The organism is Balneola sp. (assembly GCA_003712055.1).
GTDB lineage: Bacteria > Bacteroidota > Rhodothermia > Balneolales > Balneolaceae > RHLJ01.
This window is the reverse complement of the sequence record RHLJ01000002.1, coordinates 459,752-480,761: the sequence shown is the minus strand read 5'-3', so window position 1 is coordinate 480,761 and position 21,010 is coordinate 459,752. Positions and strand designations below refer to the sequence as shown.

Below are 21,010 nucleotides of genomic sequence, written 5' to 3'. Positions count from 1 at the left end.
GTTTTTTGTGCACTGTTCATTAAATTGATTGGTTTAATCTCCTAGGGAATTCACATTGCAGGAATACATTGTAGTAAAAGGCGCGCGCGAGCATAACCTCAAGAATTTTGACATTAATATTCCAAGAGACCAACTGGTTGTAATCACCGGACTGTCTGGTTCCGGAAAGTCTTCCCTCGCCTTCGATACCATCTATGCGGAAGGGCAACGCCGATTCCTTGAGTCTCTTTCAGCTTATGCCCGACAGTTTTTGGGAATGATGGAACGCCCGGCCGTAGATTTTATCGATGGTCTTTCTCCGGTAATTTCTATTGATCAAAAAACTACGAATAGAAATCCCCGCTCTACAGTAGGTACGGTTACCGAGATTTATGATTTTCTTCGACTCTTATATGCGCGCGTTGGAACTCCCTATTCCTACATAAGTGGTAATAAGATGGAGAAGCAAACAGCTGATCAGGTTGTAGCTGCGGTTATGGCCATGCCTAAAGGAACCAAAGCATATTGCCTCGCCCCTGTAGTAAGAGGAAGAAAAGGACATTATCGGGAGCTTTTTGAACAGACTATAAAACAAGGTTTTGTAAGTGCCCGGATTGATGGTGAGTTTACAGAACTTACAAAAGGGCTTCAGGTTGACCGATATAAAACCCACAATATTGAGGTTGTAATAGATCGCTTTGTGATCTCTCCCAAAAGTGAAAAGCGAATCGCTGATAGCATTCGGTTAGCTTTAGAAATGGCTGACGGAAATGTGGTTCTTTCAGTACAGCAAGAGGATAGCTCTTACAAAGACCGTCTCTTTTCTCAAAAACTCTTCGATTTACAAAGTGGCTTAGCTTATGAAGATCCGGCTCCAAACTTGTTCTCGTTCAACTCTCCCTATGGAGCCTGCAATGAATGTGATGGACTTGGCTATACCTACGATGTAAGCTGGGACCTTTTAGTTCCTAATGAGTCGCAAACAGTAACGCAAGGCGGGATCCGTTACCTGGGGCCTCCACGAGATATTTTTGCATTCAAACAACTCAAAGCTGTATTAGAAAGCTTTGGCCTTGATTTTGATACCCCTCTCAAAAAGTATTCAGATGAAGCTCGGAAGATGCTCATGAAAGGAAGCGGGGATAAGAAATTCGGGGTGAGCTATGATTTCAAAGACAGCTCGGTTACTTACCAGCACAAGTTCGAAGGACTTCGACGTATTATCATAGAGCAATACGAGAATAGTAAGTCTCCTAAACAAAGAGAAAAAGCGAAAGCATTTATGAGCAAGGTGGTTTGCCCTAAATGCAACGGAGGCAGACTTAATCAGGAGGCGTTATCTTATAAAATAGATGGACATAATATCCATGATCTGGTAAAGCTGGATATCCAGGGATTACGTAATGTACTCTACTCCATCAATTTAACTGAACGTCAACAATTAATCGGAAACCAGGTTTTAAAAGAAATTCGAGACCGTCTCGATTTTCTTTTAAATGTCGGACTAAACTACCTGAACCTCGACCGCGAAGCTCAAACGCTTAGTGGTGGTGAAGCCCAGCGTATTCGTCTTGCTACACAGATAGGTACTCAATTGGTTGGTGTGCTCTATATACTTGATGAACCTAGTATCGGGCTACATCAAAGAGATAATATCAAGCTTATAAAGTCACTGGAAACACTAAGGGATTTAGGTAATAGTGTTATTGTAGTGGAGCACGATCGTGAGACCATTGAGCATGCTGATTTTGTAGTCGATCTTGGACCAGGAGCCGGAGTACATGGGGGAAGTATCGTTTCATCAGGAACACCGGATAAACTAGAGCATGATTCCATGACCGCTCGTTTTCTAAGGGATGAAGAAATTATTGAACTGCCGGAGCAATATCGAAAGGGTAATGGAAAGAAGATTACTATAAAGAATGCCAGGGGGCACAACCTTAATAACGTTGATATCTCTTTCCCGCTAGGCAAATTTATTTCGGTTACTGGAGTGAGTGGAAGTGGTAAGAGTTCTTTGATCAATCAAACACTTGTTCCTATTCTTTCTAATCACTTCTATAAATCGAAAAGTGTTCCTCTTCCTTATGACACGGTAGAAGGCCTAGATAACATCGATAAAATTATTTCTATTGATCAAAGCCCTATCGGAAGGACTCCACGATCAAATCCTGGAACTTATACCAAAGTATTTGACCATATAAGAAGACTGTTTTCTGAACTTCCTGAGGCTAAGATCAGAGGTTATGATCAAGGGCGATTCTCCTTTAACGTAAAAGGAGGACGTTGTGAGACTTGTCAGGGAGATGGTGTTCGCAAGATTGAAATGAATTTTCTACCGGATGTTTATGTGACTTGCGAAACCTGTAACGGAAAGCGATACAACCGGGAAACACTGGAGATTTATTATAAAAAGAAAAATATCTCTGATGTATTGAATATGCCTATTGGTGAGGCTGCTGAGTTTTTTGATGCACAGCCTGCCATCTCCAGGATCCTTTCTACACTAAATTCGGTAGGGCTTGGCTATTTAACCCTGGGGCAGTCAAGTACCACTCTTTCAGGAGGAGAAGCGCAACGTATAAAACTTGCCCGAGAGCTCTCCAAGATTGGAACCGGAGATACTCTTTATGTAATGGATGAGCCAACAACAGGCCTTCATTTCCAGGATGTTCGCATGCTGATAGATGTGATACAGCAACTGGTTGATAAGGGGAATACTGTAATGGTAATTGAGCATAACCTGGATTTAATTAAAGCGGCTGACTGGATTATAGATCTGGGGCCGGAAGGTGGCCGTGGAGGAGGAAAAATCATTGCACAGGGTACCCCAAAGAAACTGGCAGACCATAAAACATCCGAAACCGGAAAATTCCTCAAACAGGAATTCGACAGGCTTAATAAACACGAAAAAGCTCTGTGATTTGGAACAAAAATCATTTTTACCGTAGTCGTTGATAATTGGGACGCTACTTAGCTATCTTTAAAGTCTGATGAAATTCTTTAGATCATATAAAACTCATCTTTTTGGCTTTGCCTTAATGGTACTGGGTATTACCCTGCACTATATAAAGCCAGCTGATAGCGAAACCGACCACAGTGCTTTTGCAAACTGGCTCGGCTCTCACCTCAAACAGGACAATGGTTCTCTTGCTGATGAGATTGAAAAACTATCCAGTAAAAAAGCCGAACTTGAAGATGTTATAAAAGAAGCGTCTGAATTAGTTGCTTCTAACTATGATGAGTTTAAACTCCCGATTTCTAAGGATGGTGAAAGTTCTTCAGAAGACGCTTATCACCTAATCATTACTGCATGGGAGCATTACCAAACTTCTGGTAATGAAATGGGTAAAGCAGTTTTTGTTCAAAACATTAAGCCACATTCTGTATTACCAACAGATGGCAACTTTTTTTCAAAAGCTGTCCAAAAGAATCTTACTCACGTTGATTTCGACCGACCTGTTGATTTTGAATACTCAGAATTATCAATCTCGAAATCACATATCCTCACCCCTCTTAAAAGCGGAACAGCTATAGGCGCTCCTTAGAAAATGTTCAATGGCTCAATTGTTCAATGTTCAATGTTCAATGTTCAATGTTCAATGTTCAATAAGCCAAGCTAACCACCCCTACTTTTTAAACTATTCAGGTTAAGGCAACCGCCTCTAACCCATTCTTAATTGAAACATTCTTAATTATCTAATTGAAAAAATTATGCAAGGTAACGGATTTAAAATCTTATTGATTGTTGGGTTCCTCGCTTATTTCCTGTATGAACTTTCTCCTACAGTTATATGGAACCTTGAGCAAAAGCAAATTGCAGAAATGCCTGCTCCCGAAGCAGAAACATATGAACGAGAAAATGCTGAAAGGCTTTCTAATATTCGCGATCAAATACTGTCTCTTGGTCTTGATTTACAAGGCGGTATGCACGTAACCCTTGAGGTAGGTACTCCTCAGCTTATCTCTGAATTAGCAGGTGAAGATAGGGATGCACTTCTAGTCGACGTAATAAATACGGCCCGGCAAAATGCCGAAGCAAACGACACTGATTTCATTGACGAAATGGTCGTTGAGTTTGAGTCTAGAGACGAAAATGCACGCCTAAGCCGATACTATCGAAGCGATGTTGACAATATCACCCGTCGATCAACAAACGAAGAGGTAGTTGTTTATCTGAAAAATCAGCGTGATGCTGCTTTAGACAGAGCAATCGAAATTGTACGTACTCGTGTAGACAGATTCGGTGTAAGCGAACCTTCAATTGTTAAGCAAGGTACCACTAGAATCATTGCCGAGCTTCCAGGTGTATCTGATGAACAGCGTGTATTTGACCTTTTAAAAGGAACCGCACGACTTGAATTCAGAACCGGAGCAGATGCACAGGACTTCTCAAATTTCAGAACAAGAGCAATTCAATATTATGATGTTGTACCCGATAGTTCATCTGACAGTCTTTCCCAACCGATTGCTACCAACCAGTTAGTTGATCTTTTAGGGTTCCTACAACAGCAAAGCCCTTATATCTTCGGGTATGCTTCCGCAGAAGATACAGCCGCGGTAATGGCTCTGTTAAAAGATCCGGAAGTGCAGCAAATGATGCCAAGAAACACCACTGTTCTTTGGGGATCAAATCCGGTTTCATTTACAGATGGGCTTGAGCAATACGCTCTTTTTGGAGTAAATACCACTGCTGAACTTACTGGTGAAGTAATTGAAGAAGCTAGTATCCAGTTCGATCCTACTACCAATATCCCGGAAGTAGCAATGGGCATGAACTCAGAAGGAGCGCGTGTTTGGGGTCGTGTTACCGGAGCTAATATCGGAAAACCGGTAGCTATCGTACTTGATAACTACGTGGTTTCGTACCCAAATGTAATTGGTAAAATTACTGGTGGTCGTTCATCAATTACAGGACTTGAAAGTGTAGAAGAAGCGGAAGATTTAGTAAATATTTTAATGTCGGGTGCATTACCAGCCCCACTTGAAATTATTGGTAGCCGTACTGTAGGAGCAACATTAGGTGAAGCTTCAATCGAAGCCGGATTGAGTTCTATTATCATCGGGTTAAGTATCGTAGCCATTTTCATGATTGTTTATTACAGAAAAGGCGGCGCAGTAGCTGATATAGCGCTTACACTTAATATTGTATTCATTTTAGGTGTACTCGCAAGCTTTGGAGCGGTATTAACCTTGCCAGGCATGGCTGGTATCGTACTAACCATTGGTATGGCCGTAGATGCCAACGTACTGATTTTTGACCGGATTCGGGAAGAACAACGCTCAGGTAAAACCATCAAAGCGGCAATCTCTTCTGGTTATTCAAACGCAATGAGCGCCATTATAGACGCGAATGTTACAACAGGTTTTGTTGCAATAATTCTATACAGCTTTGGTGTTGGCCCGATTAAAGGTTTCGCAGTAACACTGCTCGCAGGTATTTGTTGTTCCCTGTTCAGTGCCATTGTAATCACACGAGTAGTCATCGACTATTTATCCAGAAATAAAGCTGAAGCTGTGAGCTTTGGTTAATCCAAAAGAAATTAAAACGATTTATTTAATAGGAATACATTATGAGATGGTTTGAAACACCAACCTTTAATTTTGTGGGCAATCGTAAAACGGCCTACATAGTTTCGGGAATTTTAATGATAGCTTCTATCACAGCCATAGTAAGTAAAGGCCTGCAATATGGTATCGACTTCAAAGGCGGAAGTGAATTTGTATACAAATTCTCCGAACCAGTAAACACAGTAGAACTTAGAAGTCTACTTACTGAACCTCTAGGTTCAGCTCCTGAAATCAAACTCTTTGGTAGCGATGTGGAAGTACTTATTCGTACTGATAATGCAAATACTAAAGAAGAAGTTAAGGTGCTTATTGAGGATGTCTTTGAGGCGGAACTGCCTGGAATCACTTATGAATCTGAATCTGGGAATTATATCAGTCCCCGGTTTGGCGACGACTTAAGATCCGGTGCGTTGCAATCGGTGATTTATGCGATAGCAATCATCTTTATATACATCTTGTTCCGTTTCCGGAACTGGACATTCTCAGCTGGAGCAGTAGCTGCTCTGGTGCATGATGTAACGATTACTCTGGGTATTTTTACCGTACTTAATGAGTTCGTTTCATTTAGTCTGCTTATCGATCAGAATATTATTGCTGCATTCCTGACTATTGTAGGTTATTCGCTCAATGATACCGTGGTAGTATTTGACCGAATCAGGGAAAACAGCATTGTGCATAAAGGAATGGAATACCTTCCGATGATCAATAAGAGTCTTAACGACACGCTCAGCCGAACTGTTATTACTTCGGTAACCACCTTGTTTGTGGTGCTCGTGCTGTTTATTTTCGGCGGTGAGGTGTTGAAAGGATTATCTTTTGCCCTTATCATAGGTGTAGTTCTTGGTACGTACAGCTCTTTATTTGTAGCGAGTCCGTTGGTACTGGAACTCGATAAACGTACCCGTAAAACTAAATAAGAATTTAAAGAGGAACTTATGAGCTTTAAAACATCAGAACGCTACGGCAGTGTTGTTATCGAATTTAAAGGTAACGTAATGGGTGGACCCGACGCGGTTAGCCTCAACGAAAAACTTCATGAGCTTATCGACGCTGGTAAAACCAACATTGTGGTTGATCTGAGCAAGGTTAAATTCATGAATTCTTCTGGCCTTGGAATGTTAATCGGAGCATTAACCACTATGAGAAAATCAGGTGGTGATCTGCGTATCGCAAATGCGACCGATAAAATCCAAAGCTTGCTCGTAGTTACTAAGTTGATCACTGTCTTCAAACACTACAACTCTGTAGAAGAGGCTGTAAACTCGTTCAATGAAGACTAACCGATCAAACACATAAACTTTACAGGGGTGTAGAGAACTACACCCCTTTTTTATTGTATAATTTTTGACTAAATGGCCACTCGTGTTGTAATTGGCGCCCAATGGGGCGATGAAGGAAAAGGAAAGATTGTTGACCTGTTAAGTGATAAAGCAGATTATGTTGCTCGTTTTCAAGGTGGTGCAAATGCTGGTCACACCCTTAAGTTTGATGACAAGGAAGTAGTCCTCCACTTGGTACCATCCGGTATTTTTAATGGGGATGCCAACTGCATCATCGGGAATGGAGTTGTTATCGATCCTATCGCCCTGGTCAAAGAAATCGAAGGAGTAAAAGCCATGGGCTTTTCCTTAGACAATCGATTCTTTATTAGCCAGACTGCACACGTGATCCTTCCCTACCACAAAATCCTGGATCAGCTCAAAGAAAAACGCCGGGCTAAAGATGCCATTGGAACTACCGGACGCGGAATTGGCCCAGCCTATGTGAGCAAAGTTGCTCGCATTGGTATCAGAATGATTGATCTACTAGATAAAACGGTACTCCGGAAAAAGATTGAGCAGAATATCCTGGATATTAATTATGCTCTTGAAAACCTCTATAAAGAGCCTGTACTCAACGCCGATAATTTGATGTCGGAACTTGAGCCAGCCATTAACACCCTTACCCCCTTTATTTGCAATACCTCCAATATGCTTCATGAAGCTATTGAATCGGGTGAACAGATTTTATTAGAAGGTGCACAAGGATGTTTGTTAGATGTAGATCACGGGACTTACCCATTTGTTACCTCTTCTTCTCCTACTTCCGGGGGAGCCTGTACAGGAACCGGAGTTCCACCAACCGCCATTACACATGTGATGGGTATCACCAAAGCTTACTGCACTCGTGTAGGTAATGGCCCCTTCCCTACTGAACTAGAAGATGAAACCGGGGAAGAACTCCGCAAAAAAGGCCATGAATTTGGTGCTACCACAGGTCGTCCACGTCGTTGCGGCTGGCTGGATTTGGTGGCGCTAAAATATGCTGTCCGTATTAACGGGATGAATGAGCTTACCCTGACCAAGATGGATGTGATGGATGGTTTTGAGGAAATTAAAGTCTGTACTAGTTACAAAGTTGATGGAGAAGAAACCACTGTTTTCCCTCTTTGTTTAGATGAAGTAGAAAATGTGGAGCCAGTGTACACCACCCTTCTGGGCTGGGATAAAGACATCTCTGGAATGACTAAATGGGAAGAACTCCCTGATACCGCCAAATCCTACATCAATTTTGTGGAAGAGTATTTAGGGGTGAAGTTCACCATTATCTCTACTGGCCCGAAAAGATCCGAGACGATTATTCGGTAGGATTGACGACTAACGACGGTTGACCGACGTTTTTATCGTCCCAGTTTATTTTGAAGTCACCCCGGACTTGATCCGGGATCTGTGGAGCCCGAGCTTTCAGAAAAATTTATTTACCTAACAAAGCTTCCATCCCCCACAGATGCTGAATCAAGTTCAGCATGACTTAGATGTTGATTACAGGCTTAACAATTTAGAATAACACCCCTCACTCTCATTCAGCAAACCCCTCAATTCCTCCGGAAAAGGCCCCGTTTTAGCTTTATAAAGCTGAAAACTGGTAGATTTATGCACATTGTGATACCAGTGCTTCGCCCAAATGCCATCTTCGGGTCGGGCACCGGCTTCCCAGTTTAGCATAGTCTCTTCAAAAGGAATATCGAGGTGATTACAAATCTCTGTGAGTTTTTGGCGAGGGTTCATCAACACTTCTTTGGAATCGATCACTATAGGCTGTTGGCCAATTCCTTTCAAGTATTCCATGAGTTCCAAATGAGCCGCATAGCCTACGTCTCTCATCGTTGGATTCGGAATTTGGTGCACAATGGACCGAAGCATATCATTAGGATCGCGGGTAAGAATGATGTTGATCGTATCCTTCATAAAGCCCCAATCCAGATCAACAAGATGGTGGGTCATGTGCTTAAAAAAGACAACTGGAGTGTCATAGTCTCCAAAAATGATTTCCTCGATCACTTTTTGCCCGTCATTTTCCTGGTTAGCTATCACCTCTTCTGCTCCCGGATGGTATTCATGGGCATTTGTTGAGGTGAGATAGTGGGCATATAAGGGTTCATCAACAACTGTTGTATCGCTTCGTTGTGCGAAGGAGTACATCAACGCTGTGGATATATTACGTGGCCCGCTCCAGATGCAGATTCGTTTTGCCACTTCGTGGGATTAAGAATTAAAAATTAAAGATTAAAAATTGGTTACTAGCTAGTTCCCAATTTTTAATCTTTAATTCTACATTTTTAATTTTTTGTAGCGGATTCAATCTTGCCCTGGTACAATTTCTGAAGTAGCCCTGTAATAGTTCCGGGAACTGAATCCAAAATAACACGTCCATCAATCTTAGTTACTGGTGTAAGTCCGCCAAAACTACCTGTTACAAAGGCTTCATCAGCTCCATACACATCATATAACGAGAAATTCTTCTGGAGGCATGGAATGTTATTTTCTTCGCAAACCTCTATTACCTTTCCACGCGTAATACCATTCATGCAATACTGCCCGGTGGATGTCCATACCTCCCCATCTTTCACCATGAAAAAGTTGGTAGCATTGCAGGTGCTTACAAATCCATGGATATCCAACATCAAGGCCTCATCAGCTCCCGCTTCCAATGCCTGAATTAATGCCTGCACCTCATGAAGCTTACTATGACAGTTCAGTCTTGGATCTAAATAATCCGGAGAACCGCGCCGGATGGTACTTGTGAAGAGGGTAATTCCTTTATTTCTGGTTTCAGGGTCAGCTTGTTTATGCTCTGCTATTATTACCACATTAGGCCCTGATATAGTTAGCCTTGGATCCTGACTTGGGGTCTTTTTAATACCACGTGTTACCATGATCCGAACGTGGACACCATCATCCATTTGGTTAGCATCCAGTACGTTTTGAACCATTGTTTTGAGCTCTTTCCGGCTTATCCCCAAATCCATGCCAATTGCTTTGGCTCCCTGCCAGAGACGATCCATATGTTCGTCCCAGAAGACTAGGCTTCCATGATGCAATCTCAAACCTTCCCAGACCCCATCCCCTACTAAATAGCCACTGTCAAAAACTGAGATCTTCGCTTCCTGTCTAGGAAATAACTCCCCATTGATGGAAATGAGAACTTGTTCATTCCGAGGGTCATGTATGGCGTTGTGGGTTCCATTAGGCATATGAAAATTAAAATAATATGTCATTCTGAGCGAAAGCGAAGAATCCTGGCGGGTATACGGCAAGATCCTTCGGTAGTACCCTCAGGACGACTTTAATAAACTATGAGTCAAGATACAATCTTATCGAATCTTTCAATGTTGTAAATATCTCCTTCAGTAACTCTTCGTCCTCTTCAAGCAGCGTGATACGGAAACCAAGCAAATCTGAACAAAAGGAAGAAATGGGAACTACACATATCCCCGTAGCTCCAAGCAAATAGTACACAAATCGTGTATCCAGAGAAACTCCATCCACCCAATCCTCTACCAGCTCTTTGATGGCGGGGTGCTCAATCGGTAGAGATTGTTTCTCATTTAATGCACCCTCCTTAAAAACGATAGTATTGTAAAAAGCTCCATAAGTTGGGTTGAATGTAAGCTCTGGTACTTCCTGAAGTGTTTCGGAGATAAAGCTGCTTCTATTCCCAATTTTTGTATTCAATTCCTCCCTGTATTCCTGATATCTGGGATCTCCTAAAATCCTGGGAATGGCGAGTTGAGGAAGAGTTGTGGAACAAACTTCTATCATTTTGGCGTCATCCAGCGTTTTACAAAGCCGATCGAATTCCGGATCTGAATTTCTATTATAACACTCAATCCAACCACAGCGAGCACCGGGCCATGGTAATTCTTTAGAAATGCCTTTCATAGCTATTCCCGGAACATCTTTAATCACCTCAGAAAGTGCATAAGCTCGTGCTCCGTTATAAGTGATCTGATTATAGATCTCATCCGATATAAGAAATAGGTTGTATTCTTTTGCCAGTAACACAATTTCGTCCAGGATCTCCTTTGGATAAACCATTCCGGTTGGGTTGTCCGGATTGATAATCAAAATGGCTACGATATTGGGATTATATTTCACCTTATTTCGCAGATCATCCATATCCGGATACCAATGGTTCTCAGGATCCAGCCTATAGGTTAATGGCTGGTTATTGGCGTGAGCAGCCTCAGCAGATGAATGAGTCGAATACGCCGGAGAAGGCCCAATTACCCGCGTAGTGGGTTCCAGGTAATGATATAATGTTGCTATAGCATCACCAAGCCCATTGAAGAATAAAATATCCTCAGATGTTATTTGAACACCATCTAATGCATTGGTACGCTGAGCCAAAAATTCACGGGTTTCAAGTTCTCCCTTAGAATCACAATATCCATAGGTTTTGTCATCACGGGATAACTCTGTCACAATTTCTTTGATCCAATGAGGAATTTGTGCGTTTTTTTGTATCGGATCACCAATATTCTCCCAAAAAATCTCTTGCCCCTTTTCCTGTAAGAGCTTTGCTTTCTTTACAATTTCCCGGATTTCATAACTGAGCTCTTTTGCTCCGTCACTGAGTAATTTTTGACGCATAAAAAGTGAGTGAAAGCTTTTTAATCGGCCTGGTATTTGGGATTCTTTGAAATAAAAGTAGTTAAGGAATCCGCTGCCTGTTTCCTAACTCTGTTCTTCAAAAATGGAGACCAGCCTAATACTATTCCAGGTGTACCTAACGCTTGCGAAGACCAACGCCAGAAGTTGAATGTATCTATATGTTCGATCACTTTTTGGTCTTCAAATCGAAACCTGGCATCAATTTTATTATGAACTTTTCGCTTTGTAAGTGAAAAAGAATAAATAGCTTCCCAATGAGCATATACATATCCTCCTTCTTCTTTAACTGCTTCAAAAGTTATTTCGAGGTCTCTGCCTCTCTCACAAAGCATATGCCACATGGCTGCGATTTCTCTTCCTTTAAGACTGAACGCAGGGTCATCGAATGTGGCTCTATCATCATAGACAATTCCCATATTCTCAAAGTCTTTCCGAGCAAAAGAGTTGTAAAAACTTACTATTAAATCTTTGTTAGACATTTTTAACAATTATTCCTAACATTAATCGGTCGGTCTGGTAGTTAAGTGATAGAAAAGACATAAGCAACAATCCGTCAGGTAAAGGACAATTGAAATCAACCATATTCCTATGAAGGCAATAAACGACTACACCGCTGCTCTATTCGAAATTCAAGAGGCTACGATCACAGAGAATATCATTTGGAAGAGAAACAGTCTAAACTCATTTGTATATAAAACGGTAAATAAGGATCTGGAAGACCTGATTCTTACGCTAAAGAGAATTGATGGCTCTTCGGATAATCATTACATGTTCAGTTTGATCAGAAAAGATTTTGAGTCTAGTGAAGTTATGATCAATCTGGATACTGCAACTACTGACAAAGAGCTTCAGGAACCATTAGAAGAACTCTATAACTTTATAGCCTACCATGTTGATATGAAAAGCCTGGAAGGTTTAAAAGAGTTTATCAGGACTATAAACAAGGAAGACGGCCAAGGAACTATCCTCGACTAAGACAACCCGCTTCTTATTTTTTCGCTAACTAACGCCACTCCTATTACAATCAAGCTTCCTACTAGTGTGTAAAGTGGCCAGGCAATTATCAGACCTTCACCCGGTAGTATCTGTTGAACCGGGCCATTAACTAAAAAGAGCAGAGAAATTAATCCTGCAAAAAAGCCAATTAATGCATCTTTAGTAGTAGGCTTGGTAAAAAACATACCCAACAAGAAAGCACCCAAAAGCCCACCATATGTATAGGAAGCTATCCCCAAGCCAAGTTCAACTACTGTAGGTCGTTCACCTTCTTGCAATTGCAGATAAGCAAAGATAAGCGCCGAAACTGTAAGTATGACTCCCCAAACAAGTGTAATCCTCCTTGAGATCATCAAATCTTTTTCAGCATTGTTCTCCTTGCTGAAATATGGTTTGTAGAAATCAAAGGTAGTAGCTGAGGCTAGAGAATTAAGTGAGGAACTAAGACTACTCATAGCGGCAGCAAAAAGTGCCGCTACAATTAATCCTGAAATACCTGGTGGTAAATGTTCAACAATGAATTTCGCAAAAATTTCGTCATTGGTAGCCAAACCTAGTACATCAGGATTTACTCCATTATAGAAAGCAAATAGCAGTAAGCCGATCACGAGAAATAGGGCAAACTGTAGCATTACAACTACTCCACTCCACACCAGAGCTTTTTGACCCGATTTCAGATCTCCGGTAGCAAGTAATCGTTGTACTAATAGTTGATCTGTACCATGGGAAGCTAGTGAAAAGACAGCTCCACCAACTAGTGCAGTAAAAAAGGTATAGGGTTGAGCAATGAACTCCTTAAATGATAGATCGAAACCTGATCTGAATATTTGAAGCTTATGATCAGGTCTGGCCATATCGGTTACTGTTTTCCACCCATCAGGAAGCTGATTTAATAGTAAAAAGAGTGCCAGCCCTGCACCACCTAAATACACTATCATCTGTACCACGTCCATCCAAACCACCGCTTTAATTCCTCCAAAAAAAGTATAAAACAGAGTAATAACAGAAATTATCAGAATGGACAAGACATAAAGTTCTAAATCACCCATTTGGGTAAAAGCTCCTCCAAACCTCAATATTATTGCAAGTGGAATAGCTGTTGCAAACAACCTTACTCCATCGGCAAGTAATCGGGTAAACATAAAAGTGGCACTCGTAGCATTGCGCATTTTAGCACCGAAACGTCTTTCCAGAAACTGATACGCGGTATATAGTTCTCCTTCATAGTATTTAGGCAAGAAGTAGAACGCTACTATAATCCGACCTATTAAATAACCCAGCGTAATTTGCAAAAAGGTGAGATTTCCTCCATAGGCTACAGCAGGAATGCTTATAAAAGTAAGGGTGCTTGTTTCAGTAGCAACAACAGAAAAAAGTGCTGCCCACCAGGGAACACCGTCCCCCGCTAGAAAATAGTCTTTAGCAGATTTTTGTTTTCCTGATGCTTTGAATCCAAAAAAGGCTACTCCAACCAGATATAAAACAAGAACAATATAATCTATCAGTCCAAACTGCATCAGTTGTCAAATTCGGATAAGTAGTTTATAAATTTCTGGATGGCGCGCCAACGGTGACTAATTTCGTTCTTCAAAACAGCTTCCATTTCAGCAAAGCTGTTCTCAAACCCATCAGGCTTAAAAACAGGATCATATCCAAAACCTTTGTTCCCTTTCTCCTGAGTAAGGATTTTACCTTTACAAACCCCTTCAAAAGTGTATTCTTTTTCTCCATCAACCAGTGCTACTACGGTACGAAATTGAGCTGTTCGATTTTCCATCGGCGACATTTCTCTAAGCAGTTTATCTACATTATCCTGATAACTTGCGTCTTCACCTGAATATCGGGCAGAGTATACTCCCGGTGCTCCATCTAATGCATTCACTTCAAGTCCTGTATCATCAGAAAGTGCTGGAAATCCTGTTTCCTGAAAAACATAGCGTGCTTTTTTTAAGGCATTTCCTTCCAAACTTGGCTGGTCTTCATCTACATCCTGAAGATGTGGAAAATCTAAAGCTGAGAGTACTTCTATGCCTAATTTTGAAAGCAGGCTTTTCATTTCCTCTATTTTATCTTTATTCCTCGATGCCAGTACAAGTTTATTCATTTTTTTGCCGTGGAAAGAGTTTGTAGTACAGATTAATACCACTCCCAATTGTTAAAAGACCATTAAGAGCAATAAATACGTGATCATTTTCGAGAATGGAATAGATTGTTAGGAGTAAACTTGAAACTACATACATCAAGATAAAAGCAATATTTAAATCTGTTTTCCCTGCCTTGATTGTATCTATTGTTTGGGGTATCCAAGCCATAATCAGGATACCAAACCCCGTCCAGCCAAGTATTTCAATCCCACTCATCTCGAAGCCTTCAAAATTTCCTGAACTTCATGCCATTTTAACCTTGGGCCAAATTGAGATACTACTTTTGAAGATGCAAGACTTGCCAGTTTACCCGAATCGGCATAACCCAATCCATTAGTAATACCGTACAAAAAAGCTCCTGCAAACATATCTCCGGCTCCATTCGCATTGATTGCGTTTACTTCATAGGGTTCAATATCTATGAAAGTGTCTCCATCAAAAATCATAGCTCCATTCTTACCCTGGGTAATCACAAAACGCTTTGCGGATTTTTTTAACTCCTCACGAGCTTCCATTACATCCTGCGTTTCAGTAAACATAATGGCTTCTTCCTCATTACAAAAAAGAAGATCAACTGAAGCACCAATTACTTCATAAAATTTATCCTTAAAAAACTCTACAATGGTTGGGTCAGAGAGGGTTATAGAAGTTTTAACTCCATTCTCTTCTGCAATTCTTTTGGTTAATTTCATTGCTTCAAAAGCAGTAGGAGATGCCACAAGATACCCTTCCATATATAAATACTCGGAATCTTTAAGTGACAACTCATCAACGTCTGAAACAGAGAGGTTTGTTGTTATTCCAAGAAAGGTGTTCATTGTTCGTTCAGCATCTTCGCTAATCATTACAAGGCATTTACCTGTGGTACCCTCTTCCCTCTCTTTTTGATCTAAATTTGTTTTTATCCCTGCTTCTCCCATTTCGTCCAAAAAGAAATCTCCAAACTTATCATTAGCCACTTTACATGAGTAGAAAGATTTTCCTCCAAATTGGCTAATAGCATAAACTGTGTTAGCTGCTGATCCTCCAGACATCCTCCCCACACCTTCCATGTTAATTGCATTGATAAGCTGATTCTGTTTCTCTTCATCAACCAGGGTCATCATTCCTTTTTCGATACCATGTTTTTTGATGAACTCATCCGAGATTTTAAATTCCAGATCAACCAGGGCATTTCCAATGCCATATACATTGTAAGTTTTCATTAAGCTTTAAGAACGAATTTTTTGAAACTTATATTAATTATAGAAGCGCAAAGTTAAGCTTCTTTTGAACCAACCCCTAGATACATTTAATGACAGATTTCGAGGTATTTCTCAAAAAAAGATTTGAACAAATTCTACCAGGTGAAACAGCACAGAATTTAATGAGACCGTACCCAGCTCATCTCAAAAACCCCTCTTTTAAATCCAATAATGTAGAAAATGGAAATTATCGCAATAGCAGTGTGTTGGTACCCATTACATCATGGACTGGCGAACTTGAATTGATTCTTACCTTACGAACATCCGGAATTAAGCATGGAGGCCAATTAAGCTTTCCTGGAGGTGGTAAAGAAGGAAATGAAACCTTTGAACAAACAGCTTTAAGGGAATCCAGAGAAGAAATCGGGATTTCAGAAAATGAGGTATCGGTTGTAGGAAATCTGACTCCCTTATATGTAAACCATTCGAATAATATGGTAACACCTGTGGTGGGTTTTATTGACCAGGCTCAAGATTTTCGTTTGAATCCCAATGAGGTAGATGAGGTATTTACTGTTTCGCTTTCGGAATTAGCATCCACAAAAAACAGAAAAAGAGAAGAATGGCAACTTAGAGATACCCCTTATATCGTTCCTTTTTGGGATATTCACCGGGTACCGCTTTGGGGTGCTACGGCTATGATGATTAGTGAACTTCTCGAATTATACCGGGAGTATACCGATCAGTAGTCGAATATATTAGCGGCAGACTCTCCCAGCTTCATGCCCATTGCTACTCCCATGCCGCTTAAGCCAGCTGCTATTACACAGTTATCAGATACGAATTCCAATATCGGAGATTTGGTTTCAGTAAATCCCATTATCCCCGACCACTCTCTCTCAATCTGCCACCCCTTAGGAGGCTTAATTATATTATTGGTAAAATCAGTCATATACTCTTTGATAGATTCATTAACTCCAAACTCATCGGTTTCTTCTGTTTGATAGTCTGCATTTCTACCACCACCAATTAATAGCCGATCATTCCCAAGGTTTCTGAAATACACATAGCCTTTATCGTAATGAAACGTACCCTTCCACTTCAAGTCCTCGATTTTTGAAGTAACAAATACAAAACCTCTTCCCGGCTTAATCGAGGTATCCGGTAATATTTTTTGGGTAAATGCATTTGAAGTGAGAATCAATAACTCAGAATGTATAGAAACTCCCTGTTCAGCATGAATTAAGCCATTGGCATGATCCAATTCTTCCACATCGGTATTCCACCTGAATTGCACCCCCAACTGTGAATTCATTTCAATAAGTGCCTGGATCATTTTGCCAGGATGTAACATCCCTTCGATTGGGTTGAAGATGGCTGGGTATCCTCGGTATTCCGTTTTCTTGAAAAGAGCTTCGCTGCCTACCAGTTCCTTCATCCAATTATTAAATAATTCAATTTTTGAACAAACAGTAGCAAAATCATCAGAATCGGTGAAAAGCTCATACCCTCCTGTGTGCTGATATTCAAGGTGCTCATCACCTATTACTTCTCTTAGCAGTTTTAACCCAGAATATCTATCACTGATCCGCCTCTTGAGCTGATCTTCTGTATCTATTTCCAGGTCAGATATAAACTCACCTATAGTTCCAATACAAGCGAATCCTGCATTCCTGGTACTTGCTCCAATTGGGAAGAAGCCCCGATCAATAACTAAAACTTTTGCTCTTGGGTGCTTTTTTTTGAAGAAATAAGCAGTAGATAATCCTGTTAAGCCACCTCCGATAACAGCTAAATCGTACTTTTGATCATAAAGTGCATCTTCCCAAAGCGACTGTCTAGCAGATTGTCTCATCTTGGATTAAGAAGTGGCTAATGCCAGTGATACCATCAACGGGCAGGCTGTATCAAAAAATCTATCGTCTACATTATATTTTGGATGGTGCCATACATAGGTCGATTCAGATTCCTCACTTCCGCTTCCAACAAAAAAGAAGGCTCCTGGGAAATGTTGCTGATAAAAAGAAAAATCCTCACCTGCCATGATGGGACGTTCCATATGTATTACAGATTCATCCCCAAAAAGAGACGCCATAGTTGAAACCACCTGTTCCGTTTCCGGTTCAGTATTTATTACAGCCGGATAACCGCGGTTAAAACTAAACTCATAACTTCCTCCGGCTCCCTCTGTAATCCCTTTTAATAAAGTCTCCAGCCGATTCGCTATCAAATCAGCGGTTTCTTTATTTAGTGTTCGGACAGTGCCCCATATCTTTACGCTTTCTGGAATCACATTATGGGCTGTTCCTCCTTCAATTCGACCAATGGTAACAACTGCAGGTTCGGTTGGATCAACACTCCGACTTACAATAGTTTGAGCTGTAGTTATGAATTGTGAAGTAATAACAATCGGGTCAACAGCCTCATGAGGTCTGGCAGCATGCCCTCCCTTTCCAAAAATTTCTGCTTCAAATTCATCTGGGCTCCCCATAAGTGGGCCGGATTTAACTGCAATGGTACCAGGTTTATGTGAAGGAGAAGTGTGAAGCCCAAAAATGGCGGATACTTTTTTGTCCTGAAGAAAGCCTGTATCGCATAATAGCTTTCCCCCACCAGGTAACTTCTCTTCTCCAGGTTGAAATACGAGTAATACTGTCCCTTCAATTTCATCCTTAAGCTCCGACAAAATCTTTGCCGCTCCCAATAGATTTGCTGTATGTGCATCATGTCCGCAACAATGCGCAGCACCAGGTTTTTTTGAGAAGAATTCACTTTTGTACTTCCCCTCTTCTTCCATTGGTAGGGCGTCGATATCAGCTCGAAGAGCTATCACTCGATTTGATTTTTTTCCTCCCTCAAGTATTCCCACACACCCCGTTTCAAGTGGGCTTTCAAAAGGTATTCCCAGGTCTCCAAGCTTTTGCTTGATATATTTTGTTGTTTCAAATTCTTTAAAGCTTACTTCAGGATATTGATGCAGATGCCTTCTGGTGGCTATCATTTCATCTTTATATGTTCTTGAAAGCTCAATTATTCGATTTCTAAGAGACATTGAAAGGGTTGTTAGATTTTTTTTGAGATAATACGGCTTAATATACTATTGTGTAACTTAGTATGTATAGGTGCGTACGTGCACCAGTGCACGAAATTAATTAGAGAATGAAGAAATTATCTTGGGAAATAGTTCTAGCCGGCTTCTTATTTATAGCGATTGCTATTTATTTGTCAGGCAAACCTTCAGGCAACGATTACGATGATCATACTGACGCGGCCCCCGCTCCAACTGCACCTACCCCTCCTGATAAACCAAGTCCGGTACATGTAATTGATTTAGAGAACCTTTCCGAACTCTCTGCTTTGGCTGAGCTAGAAAAAATATCAGAGCTTGAGGACCTTGAAAAGCTAAAAACATTGGCGCACCTAATTCCTAACGAAGTAAGGGATGAGTTTTTAACTGAAGTTGACGTTGCTCTCAAAGAATTATCTGATTCAAAAATCGAGATAAGCTTTGATCAGGATGATAAAATAATTGTTATAAATACCTCATATGATGAAGCTTCTAAAGGTGTATGGAGTAATACTTCTCCAGGCATTTATACCTATGTAAATGAACTTGACGTTTCTAATATCACTTCCACAGCTATTTCTCTACCACAAGGTTCTGTTAAAATTGTTGGATCAAGTGAAGAGACTGCAAAATTTACTATTCAGGCATCAGGAAAAATTAAATCCATTGAAGAGCTAAATTCACATATTCAGGGTATTGCCAAAGTAAATGACAGAGAAGCCATTTTTTCGATGGAATATCTTGATGGAGAACCTATTGAAAATATCCAGATTCAGGCTACTCTTTATATTCCCGAAACAATCCCTCTGGTAGTAAACTCGGGTGGTGGTCATATTGAAGCTACTAATATTCATGCAGACCAAACGTATGAAACAGGCGGAGGTCACATCAAGCTGAATAAGCTTAAAGGCGAGGTGATTGCTGTTTCAGGTGGAGGACATATTTCAGTAATTGAAGCAGATGGCGATGTGACTTTAAAAACTTCAGGTGGACACCTTGTATTAAAGAACTGCTCAGGAGATGCTACACTGAAAACGGACGGTGGTAATATAGATGTAAAAGAAGTAGCCGGAGAAATAATGGCTTCAACTAATGGAGGTAATGTCCAGCTTATCTATAATCGGCCTATCACTAATGATGCCACTTTGGAAACCTCAGCAGGTAATGTCCTAGTTTGGATGCCCAAAAGTTCGCAGGCTTCTGTAATGCTCGAAGCAAGTAGCGCAGTAGAATTAAAAGGCTTCATTGTTAATGGAGAAGTTTCTAAGACCAAAGCAAAAGGCACCATAAATGATGGTGGAGCTGAAATTATTGGCTTTTCTAAGTATGGTAAAGTTACCTTAGCTGGTAATGACAACTAATGCAATAAAGCACCACTTTTCTAAAGACGGTTCTTCCACACTTTATTCAGAAAACTTTCAACAGTATTACCATAATCCCAATGGTGCTGTCTCGGAAAGCCAGCATATCTTTTTTGATATACCCGGTTTAACTGATAGGATATTAGCAAAAAACGACACTCCTCTTTCAATTCTTGAGATTGGATTTGGAACGGGGCTAAATTTTCTTCTTTTACTAGATAAATACCTGTCAGCAAATAGTACTCGAACCATTCATTTTTCTACAGTAGAAGCTTTTCCAATTTCAGGTGAATTCGCTAAAAAGTTAAACTTTCAGGAGTTTCTGAATAATGATCAATTACTTCCCTTTTTGACCCACGTTTTCCATTCTCTTGAAAATGGGACTAACACCTTTAAAAACGTTCTGGGTACTAATGTACGGTTAGATGTCTTTTATGGCTTATTCGAATCACTGGAAGAGGTATCCGAGGCTGCAGATTTTGTATTTCATGATGCTTTCTCTCCGGAGGTAAATCCTGAACTATGGAGTATACCCACTTTTGAAAAAATTGCTTTATTCTGTAAAAAGGATTGTATCCTCAGTACTTATGGAGCTGCTTCAAAAGCCAGAGCAGCTCTGGCTAAAGCCGGATGGTATATTGCTAAAGCTCCCGGAGCCTTGGGAAAAAGGGAAATGACGATTGCTTCCCTCACTTCATCAAATCTGAAAGGCTTTACTCGATTAAACGAAGAAAGGCTTATTAACAGATTTGATAAAGGAGATTTTGGAAATTGA

Annotated in this window: 20 protein-coding genes; 10 read left to right on the top strand and 10 right to left on the bottom strand. The window is 40.6% G+C overall.

Annotation, left to right across the window (positions count from 1 at the left end; translation table 11 throughout):
• The first annotated feature begins 55 nt into the window (after positions 1-55).
• The 6 genes from uvrA (at position 56) to ED557_07005 (ending at position 8,177) form a co-directional block, all read left to right on the top strand.
• Positions 56-2,902, top strand: coding sequence for an excinuclease ABC subunit UvrA (gene uvrA, locus ED557_07030; protein ID RNC84725.1), 2,847 nt, complete (start codon positions 56-58; stop codon positions 2,900-2,902).
• Between the two features lie 118 nt (positions 2,903-3,020).
• Positions 3,021-3,527 (top strand): hypothetical protein, encoded by a 507-nt coding sequence (locus ED557_07025; GenBank protein RNC84724.1) that lies wholly within the window; start codon positions 3,021-3,023, stop codon positions 3,525-3,527.
• A gap of 166 nt (positions 3,528-3,693) precedes the next feature.
• Positions 3,694-5,511 (top strand): protein translocase subunit SecD, encoded by a 1,818-nt coding sequence (secD, locus tag ED557_07020; protein ID RNC84723.1) that lies wholly within the window; start codon positions 3,694-3,696, stop codon positions 5,509-5,511.
• A gap of 41 nt (positions 5,512-5,552) precedes the next feature.
• Positions 5,553-6,467 (top strand): protein translocase subunit SecF, encoded by a 915-nt coding sequence (gene secF, locus ED557_07015; protein ID RNC84722.1) that lies wholly within the window; start codon positions 5,553-5,555, stop codon positions 6,465-6,467.
• An 18-nt stretch (positions 6,468-6,485) separates the two neighbouring features.
• Positions 6,486-6,830 (top strand): anti-sigma factor antagonist, encoded by a 345-nt coding sequence (locus tag ED557_07010; protein ID RNC84721.1) that lies wholly within the window; start codon positions 6,486-6,488, stop codon positions 6,828-6,830.
• Positions 6,831-6,902: 72 nt separating this feature from the next.
• Complete coding sequence (locus ED557_07005; GenBank protein RNC84720.1) at positions 6,903-8,177, top strand: adenylosuccinate synthase; 1,275 nt, start codon at positions 6,903-6,905, stop codon at positions 8,175-8,177.
• A gap of 174 nt (positions 8,178-8,351) precedes the next feature.
• Here ED557_07005 and ED557_07000 read toward each other — a convergent pair whose 3' ends face one another.
• From ED557_07000 to ED557_06985, 4 genes are all read right to left on the bottom strand, one after another.
• Positions 8,352-9,011 (bottom strand): sulfotransferase family protein, encoded by a 660-nt coding sequence (locus tag ED557_07000; GenBank protein ID RNC84719.1) that lies wholly within the window; start codon positions 9,009-9,011, stop codon positions 8,352-8,354.
• A 137-nt stretch (positions 9,012-9,148) separates the two neighbouring features.
• Positions 9,149-10,063 (bottom strand): aminotransferase class IV, encoded by a 915-nt coding sequence (locus ED557_06995; GenBank protein RNC84718.1) that lies wholly within the window; start codon positions 10,061-10,063, stop codon positions 9,149-9,151.
• Positions 10,064-10,163: 100 nt separating this feature from the next.
• Positions 10,164-11,462 carry a pyridoxal phosphate-dependent aminotransferase gene (locus ED557_06990; GenBank protein ID RNC84717.1) on the bottom strand — a complete coding sequence of 433 codons (1,299 nt, stop codon included), beginning with the start codon at positions 11,460-11,462 and terminating at the stop codon, positions 10,164-10,166.
• 20 nt (positions 11,463-11,482) lie between these two features.
• A complete protein-coding gene (locus ED557_06985) occupies positions 11,483-11,962 on the bottom strand; it encodes a nuclear transport factor 2 family protein (GenBank protein ID RNC84716.1) in 480 nt (159 codons plus the stop codon).
• A gap of 109 nt (positions 11,963-12,071) precedes the next feature.
• On the opposite strand from ED557_06985, the gene ED557_06980 reads away from it, so the two are divergent.
• Complete coding sequence (locus ED557_06980; protein ID RNC84715.1) at positions 12,072-12,458, top strand: hypothetical protein; 387 nt, start codon at positions 12,072-12,074, stop codon at positions 12,456-12,458.
• On the opposite strand, the gene ED557_06975 is transcribed toward ED557_06980, so the two are convergent.
• From ED557_06975 to ED557_06960, 4 genes are read right to left on the bottom strand one after another with little or no spacing between them, the layout of a single operon-like run.
• On the bottom strand, positions 12,455-13,996 hold the full coding sequence (locus ED557_06975) for a sodium:solute symporter (GenBank protein RNC84714.1): 1,542 nt from the start codon (positions 13,994-13,996) through the stop codon (positions 12,455-12,457). The two genes, ED557_06980 and ED557_06975, sit on opposite strands and share 4 nt — an antisense overlap.
• Complete coding sequence (gene rdgB / locus ED557_06970) at positions 13,996-14,583, bottom strand: RdgB/HAM1 family non-canonical purine NTP pyrophosphatase (protein RNC84713.1); 588 nt, start codon at positions 14,581-14,583, stop codon at positions 13,996-13,998. Before rdgB ends, ED557_06975 begins: the two co-directional genes overlap by 1 nt.
• A complete protein-coding gene (locus ED557_06965) occupies positions 14,576-14,839 on the bottom strand; it encodes a hypothetical protein (GenBank protein ID RNC84712.1) in 264 nt (87 codons plus the stop codon). The genes rdgB and ED557_06965 overlap by 8 nt, the downstream gene beginning before the upstream one ends.
• Positions 14,836-15,828, bottom strand: a complete 993-nt coding sequence (locus tag ED557_06960) for an adenosine kinase (GenBank protein RNC84711.1) — start codon at positions 15,826-15,828, stop codon at positions 14,836-14,838. Before ED557_06960 ends, ED557_06965 begins: the two co-directional genes overlap by 4 nt.
• A gap of 161 nt (positions 15,829-15,989) precedes the next feature.
• On the opposite strand from ED557_06960, the gene ED557_06955 reads away from it, so the two are divergent.
• Positions 15,990-16,556: a CoA pyrophosphatase gene (locus tag ED557_06955; protein RNC84811.1), complete on the top strand. Its 567-nt coding sequence runs from the start codon at positions 15,990-15,992 to the stop codon at positions 16,554-16,556.
• On the opposite strand, the gene ED557_06950 is transcribed toward ED557_06955, so the two are convergent.
• Together ED557_06950 and ED557_06945 are read right to left on the bottom strand one after the other, a co-directional pair.
• Complete coding sequence (locus ED557_06950; protein RNC84710.1) at positions 16,550-17,662, bottom strand: FAD-binding oxidoreductase; 1,113 nt, start codon at positions 17,660-17,662, stop codon at positions 16,550-16,552. The two genes, ED557_06955 and ED557_06950, sit on opposite strands and share 7 nt — an antisense overlap.
• 6 nt (positions 17,663-17,668) lie before the next feature.
• Positions 17,669-18,859 carry an amidohydrolase gene (locus tag ED557_06945; protein ID RNC84709.1) on the bottom strand — a complete coding sequence of 397 codons (1,191 nt, stop codon included), beginning with the start codon at positions 18,857-18,859 and terminating at the stop codon, positions 17,669-17,671.
• 107 nt (positions 18,860-18,966) lie between these two features.
• Here ED557_06945 and ED557_06940 point away from each other — a divergent pair, with 107 nt between their 5' ends.
• Positions 18,967-20,235, top strand: coding sequence for a hypothetical protein (locus ED557_06940; GenBank protein RNC84708.1), 1,269 nt, complete (start codon positions 18,967-18,969; stop codon positions 20,233-20,235).
• Complete coding sequence (locus ED557_06935; protein ID RNC84707.1) at positions 20,225-21,010, top strand: hypothetical protein; 786 nt, start codon at positions 20,225-20,227, stop codon at positions 21,008-21,010. Before ED557_06940 ends, ED557_06935 begins: the two co-directional genes overlap by 11 nt.

Coding starts and splice junctions, on each gene's coding strand:
- ED557_07025 (RNC84724.1), top strand. CDS start 3,021: ATGGTACTGGGTATTACCCTGCACTATATAAAGCCAGCTGATAGCGAA.
- secD (RNC84723.1), top strand. CDS start 3,694: ATGCAAGGTAACGGATTTAAAATCTTATTGATTGTTGGGTTCCTCGCT.
- secF (RNC84722.1), top strand. CDS start 5,553: ATGAGATGGTTTGAAACACCAACCTTTAATTTTGTGGGCAATCGTAAA.
- ED557_07010 (RNC84721.1), top strand. CDS start 6,486: ATGAGCTTTAAAACATCAGAACGCTACGGCAGTGTTGTTATCGAATTT.
- ED557_07005 (RNC84720.1), top strand. CDS start 6,903: ATGGCCACTCGTGTTGTAATTGGCGCCCAATGGGGCGATGAAGGAAAA.
- ED557_07000 (RNC84719.1), bottom strand. CDS start 9,011: ATGTACTCCTTCGCACAACGAAGCGATACAACAGTTGTTGATGAACCC.
- ED557_06995 (RNC84718.1), bottom strand. CDS start 10,063: ATGCCTAATGGAACCCACAACGCCATACATGACCCTCGGAATGAACAA.
- ED557_06990 (RNC84717.1), bottom strand. CDS start 11,462: ATGCGTCAAAAATTACTCAGTGACGGAGCAAAAGAGCTCAGTTATGAA.
- ED557_06985 (RNC84716.1), bottom strand. CDS start 11,962: ATGTCTAACAAAGATTTAATAGTAAGTTTTTACAACTCTTTTGCTCGG.
- ED557_06980 (RNC84715.1), top strand. CDS start 12,072: ATGAAGGCAATAAACGACTACACCGCTGCTCTATTCGAAATTCAAGAG.
- ED557_06975 (RNC84714.1), bottom strand. CDS start 13,996: ATGCAGTTTGGACTGATAGATTATATTGTTCTTGTTTTATATCTGGTT.
- rdgB (RNC84713.1), bottom strand. CDS start 14,583: ATGAATAAACTTGTACTGGCATCGAGGAATAAAGATAAAATAGAGGAA.
- ED557_06965 (RNC84712.1), bottom strand. CDS start 14,839: ATGAGTGGGATTGAAATACTTGGCTGGACGGGGTTTGGTATCCTGATT.
- ED557_06960 (RNC84711.1), bottom strand. CDS start 15,828: ATGAAAACTTACAATGTATATGGCATTGGAAATGCCCTGGTTGATCTG.
- ED557_06955 (RNC84811.1), top strand. CDS start 15,990: ATGAGACCGTACCCAGCTCATCTCAAAAACCCCTCTTTTAAATCCAAT.
- ED557_06950 (RNC84710.1), bottom strand. CDS start 17,662: ATGAGACAATCTGCTAGACAGTCGCTTTGGGAAGATGCACTTTATGAT.
- ED557_06945 (RNC84709.1), bottom strand. CDS start 18,859: ATGTCTCTTAGAAATCGAATAATTGAGCTTTCAAGAACATATAAAGAT.
- ED557_06940 (RNC84708.1), top strand. CDS start 18,967: ATGAAGAAATTATCTTGGGAAATAGTTCTAGCCGGCTTCTTATTTATA.
- ED557_06935 (RNC84707.1), top strand. CDS start 20,225: ATGACAACTAATGCAATAAAGCACCACTTTTCTAAAGACGGTTCTTCC.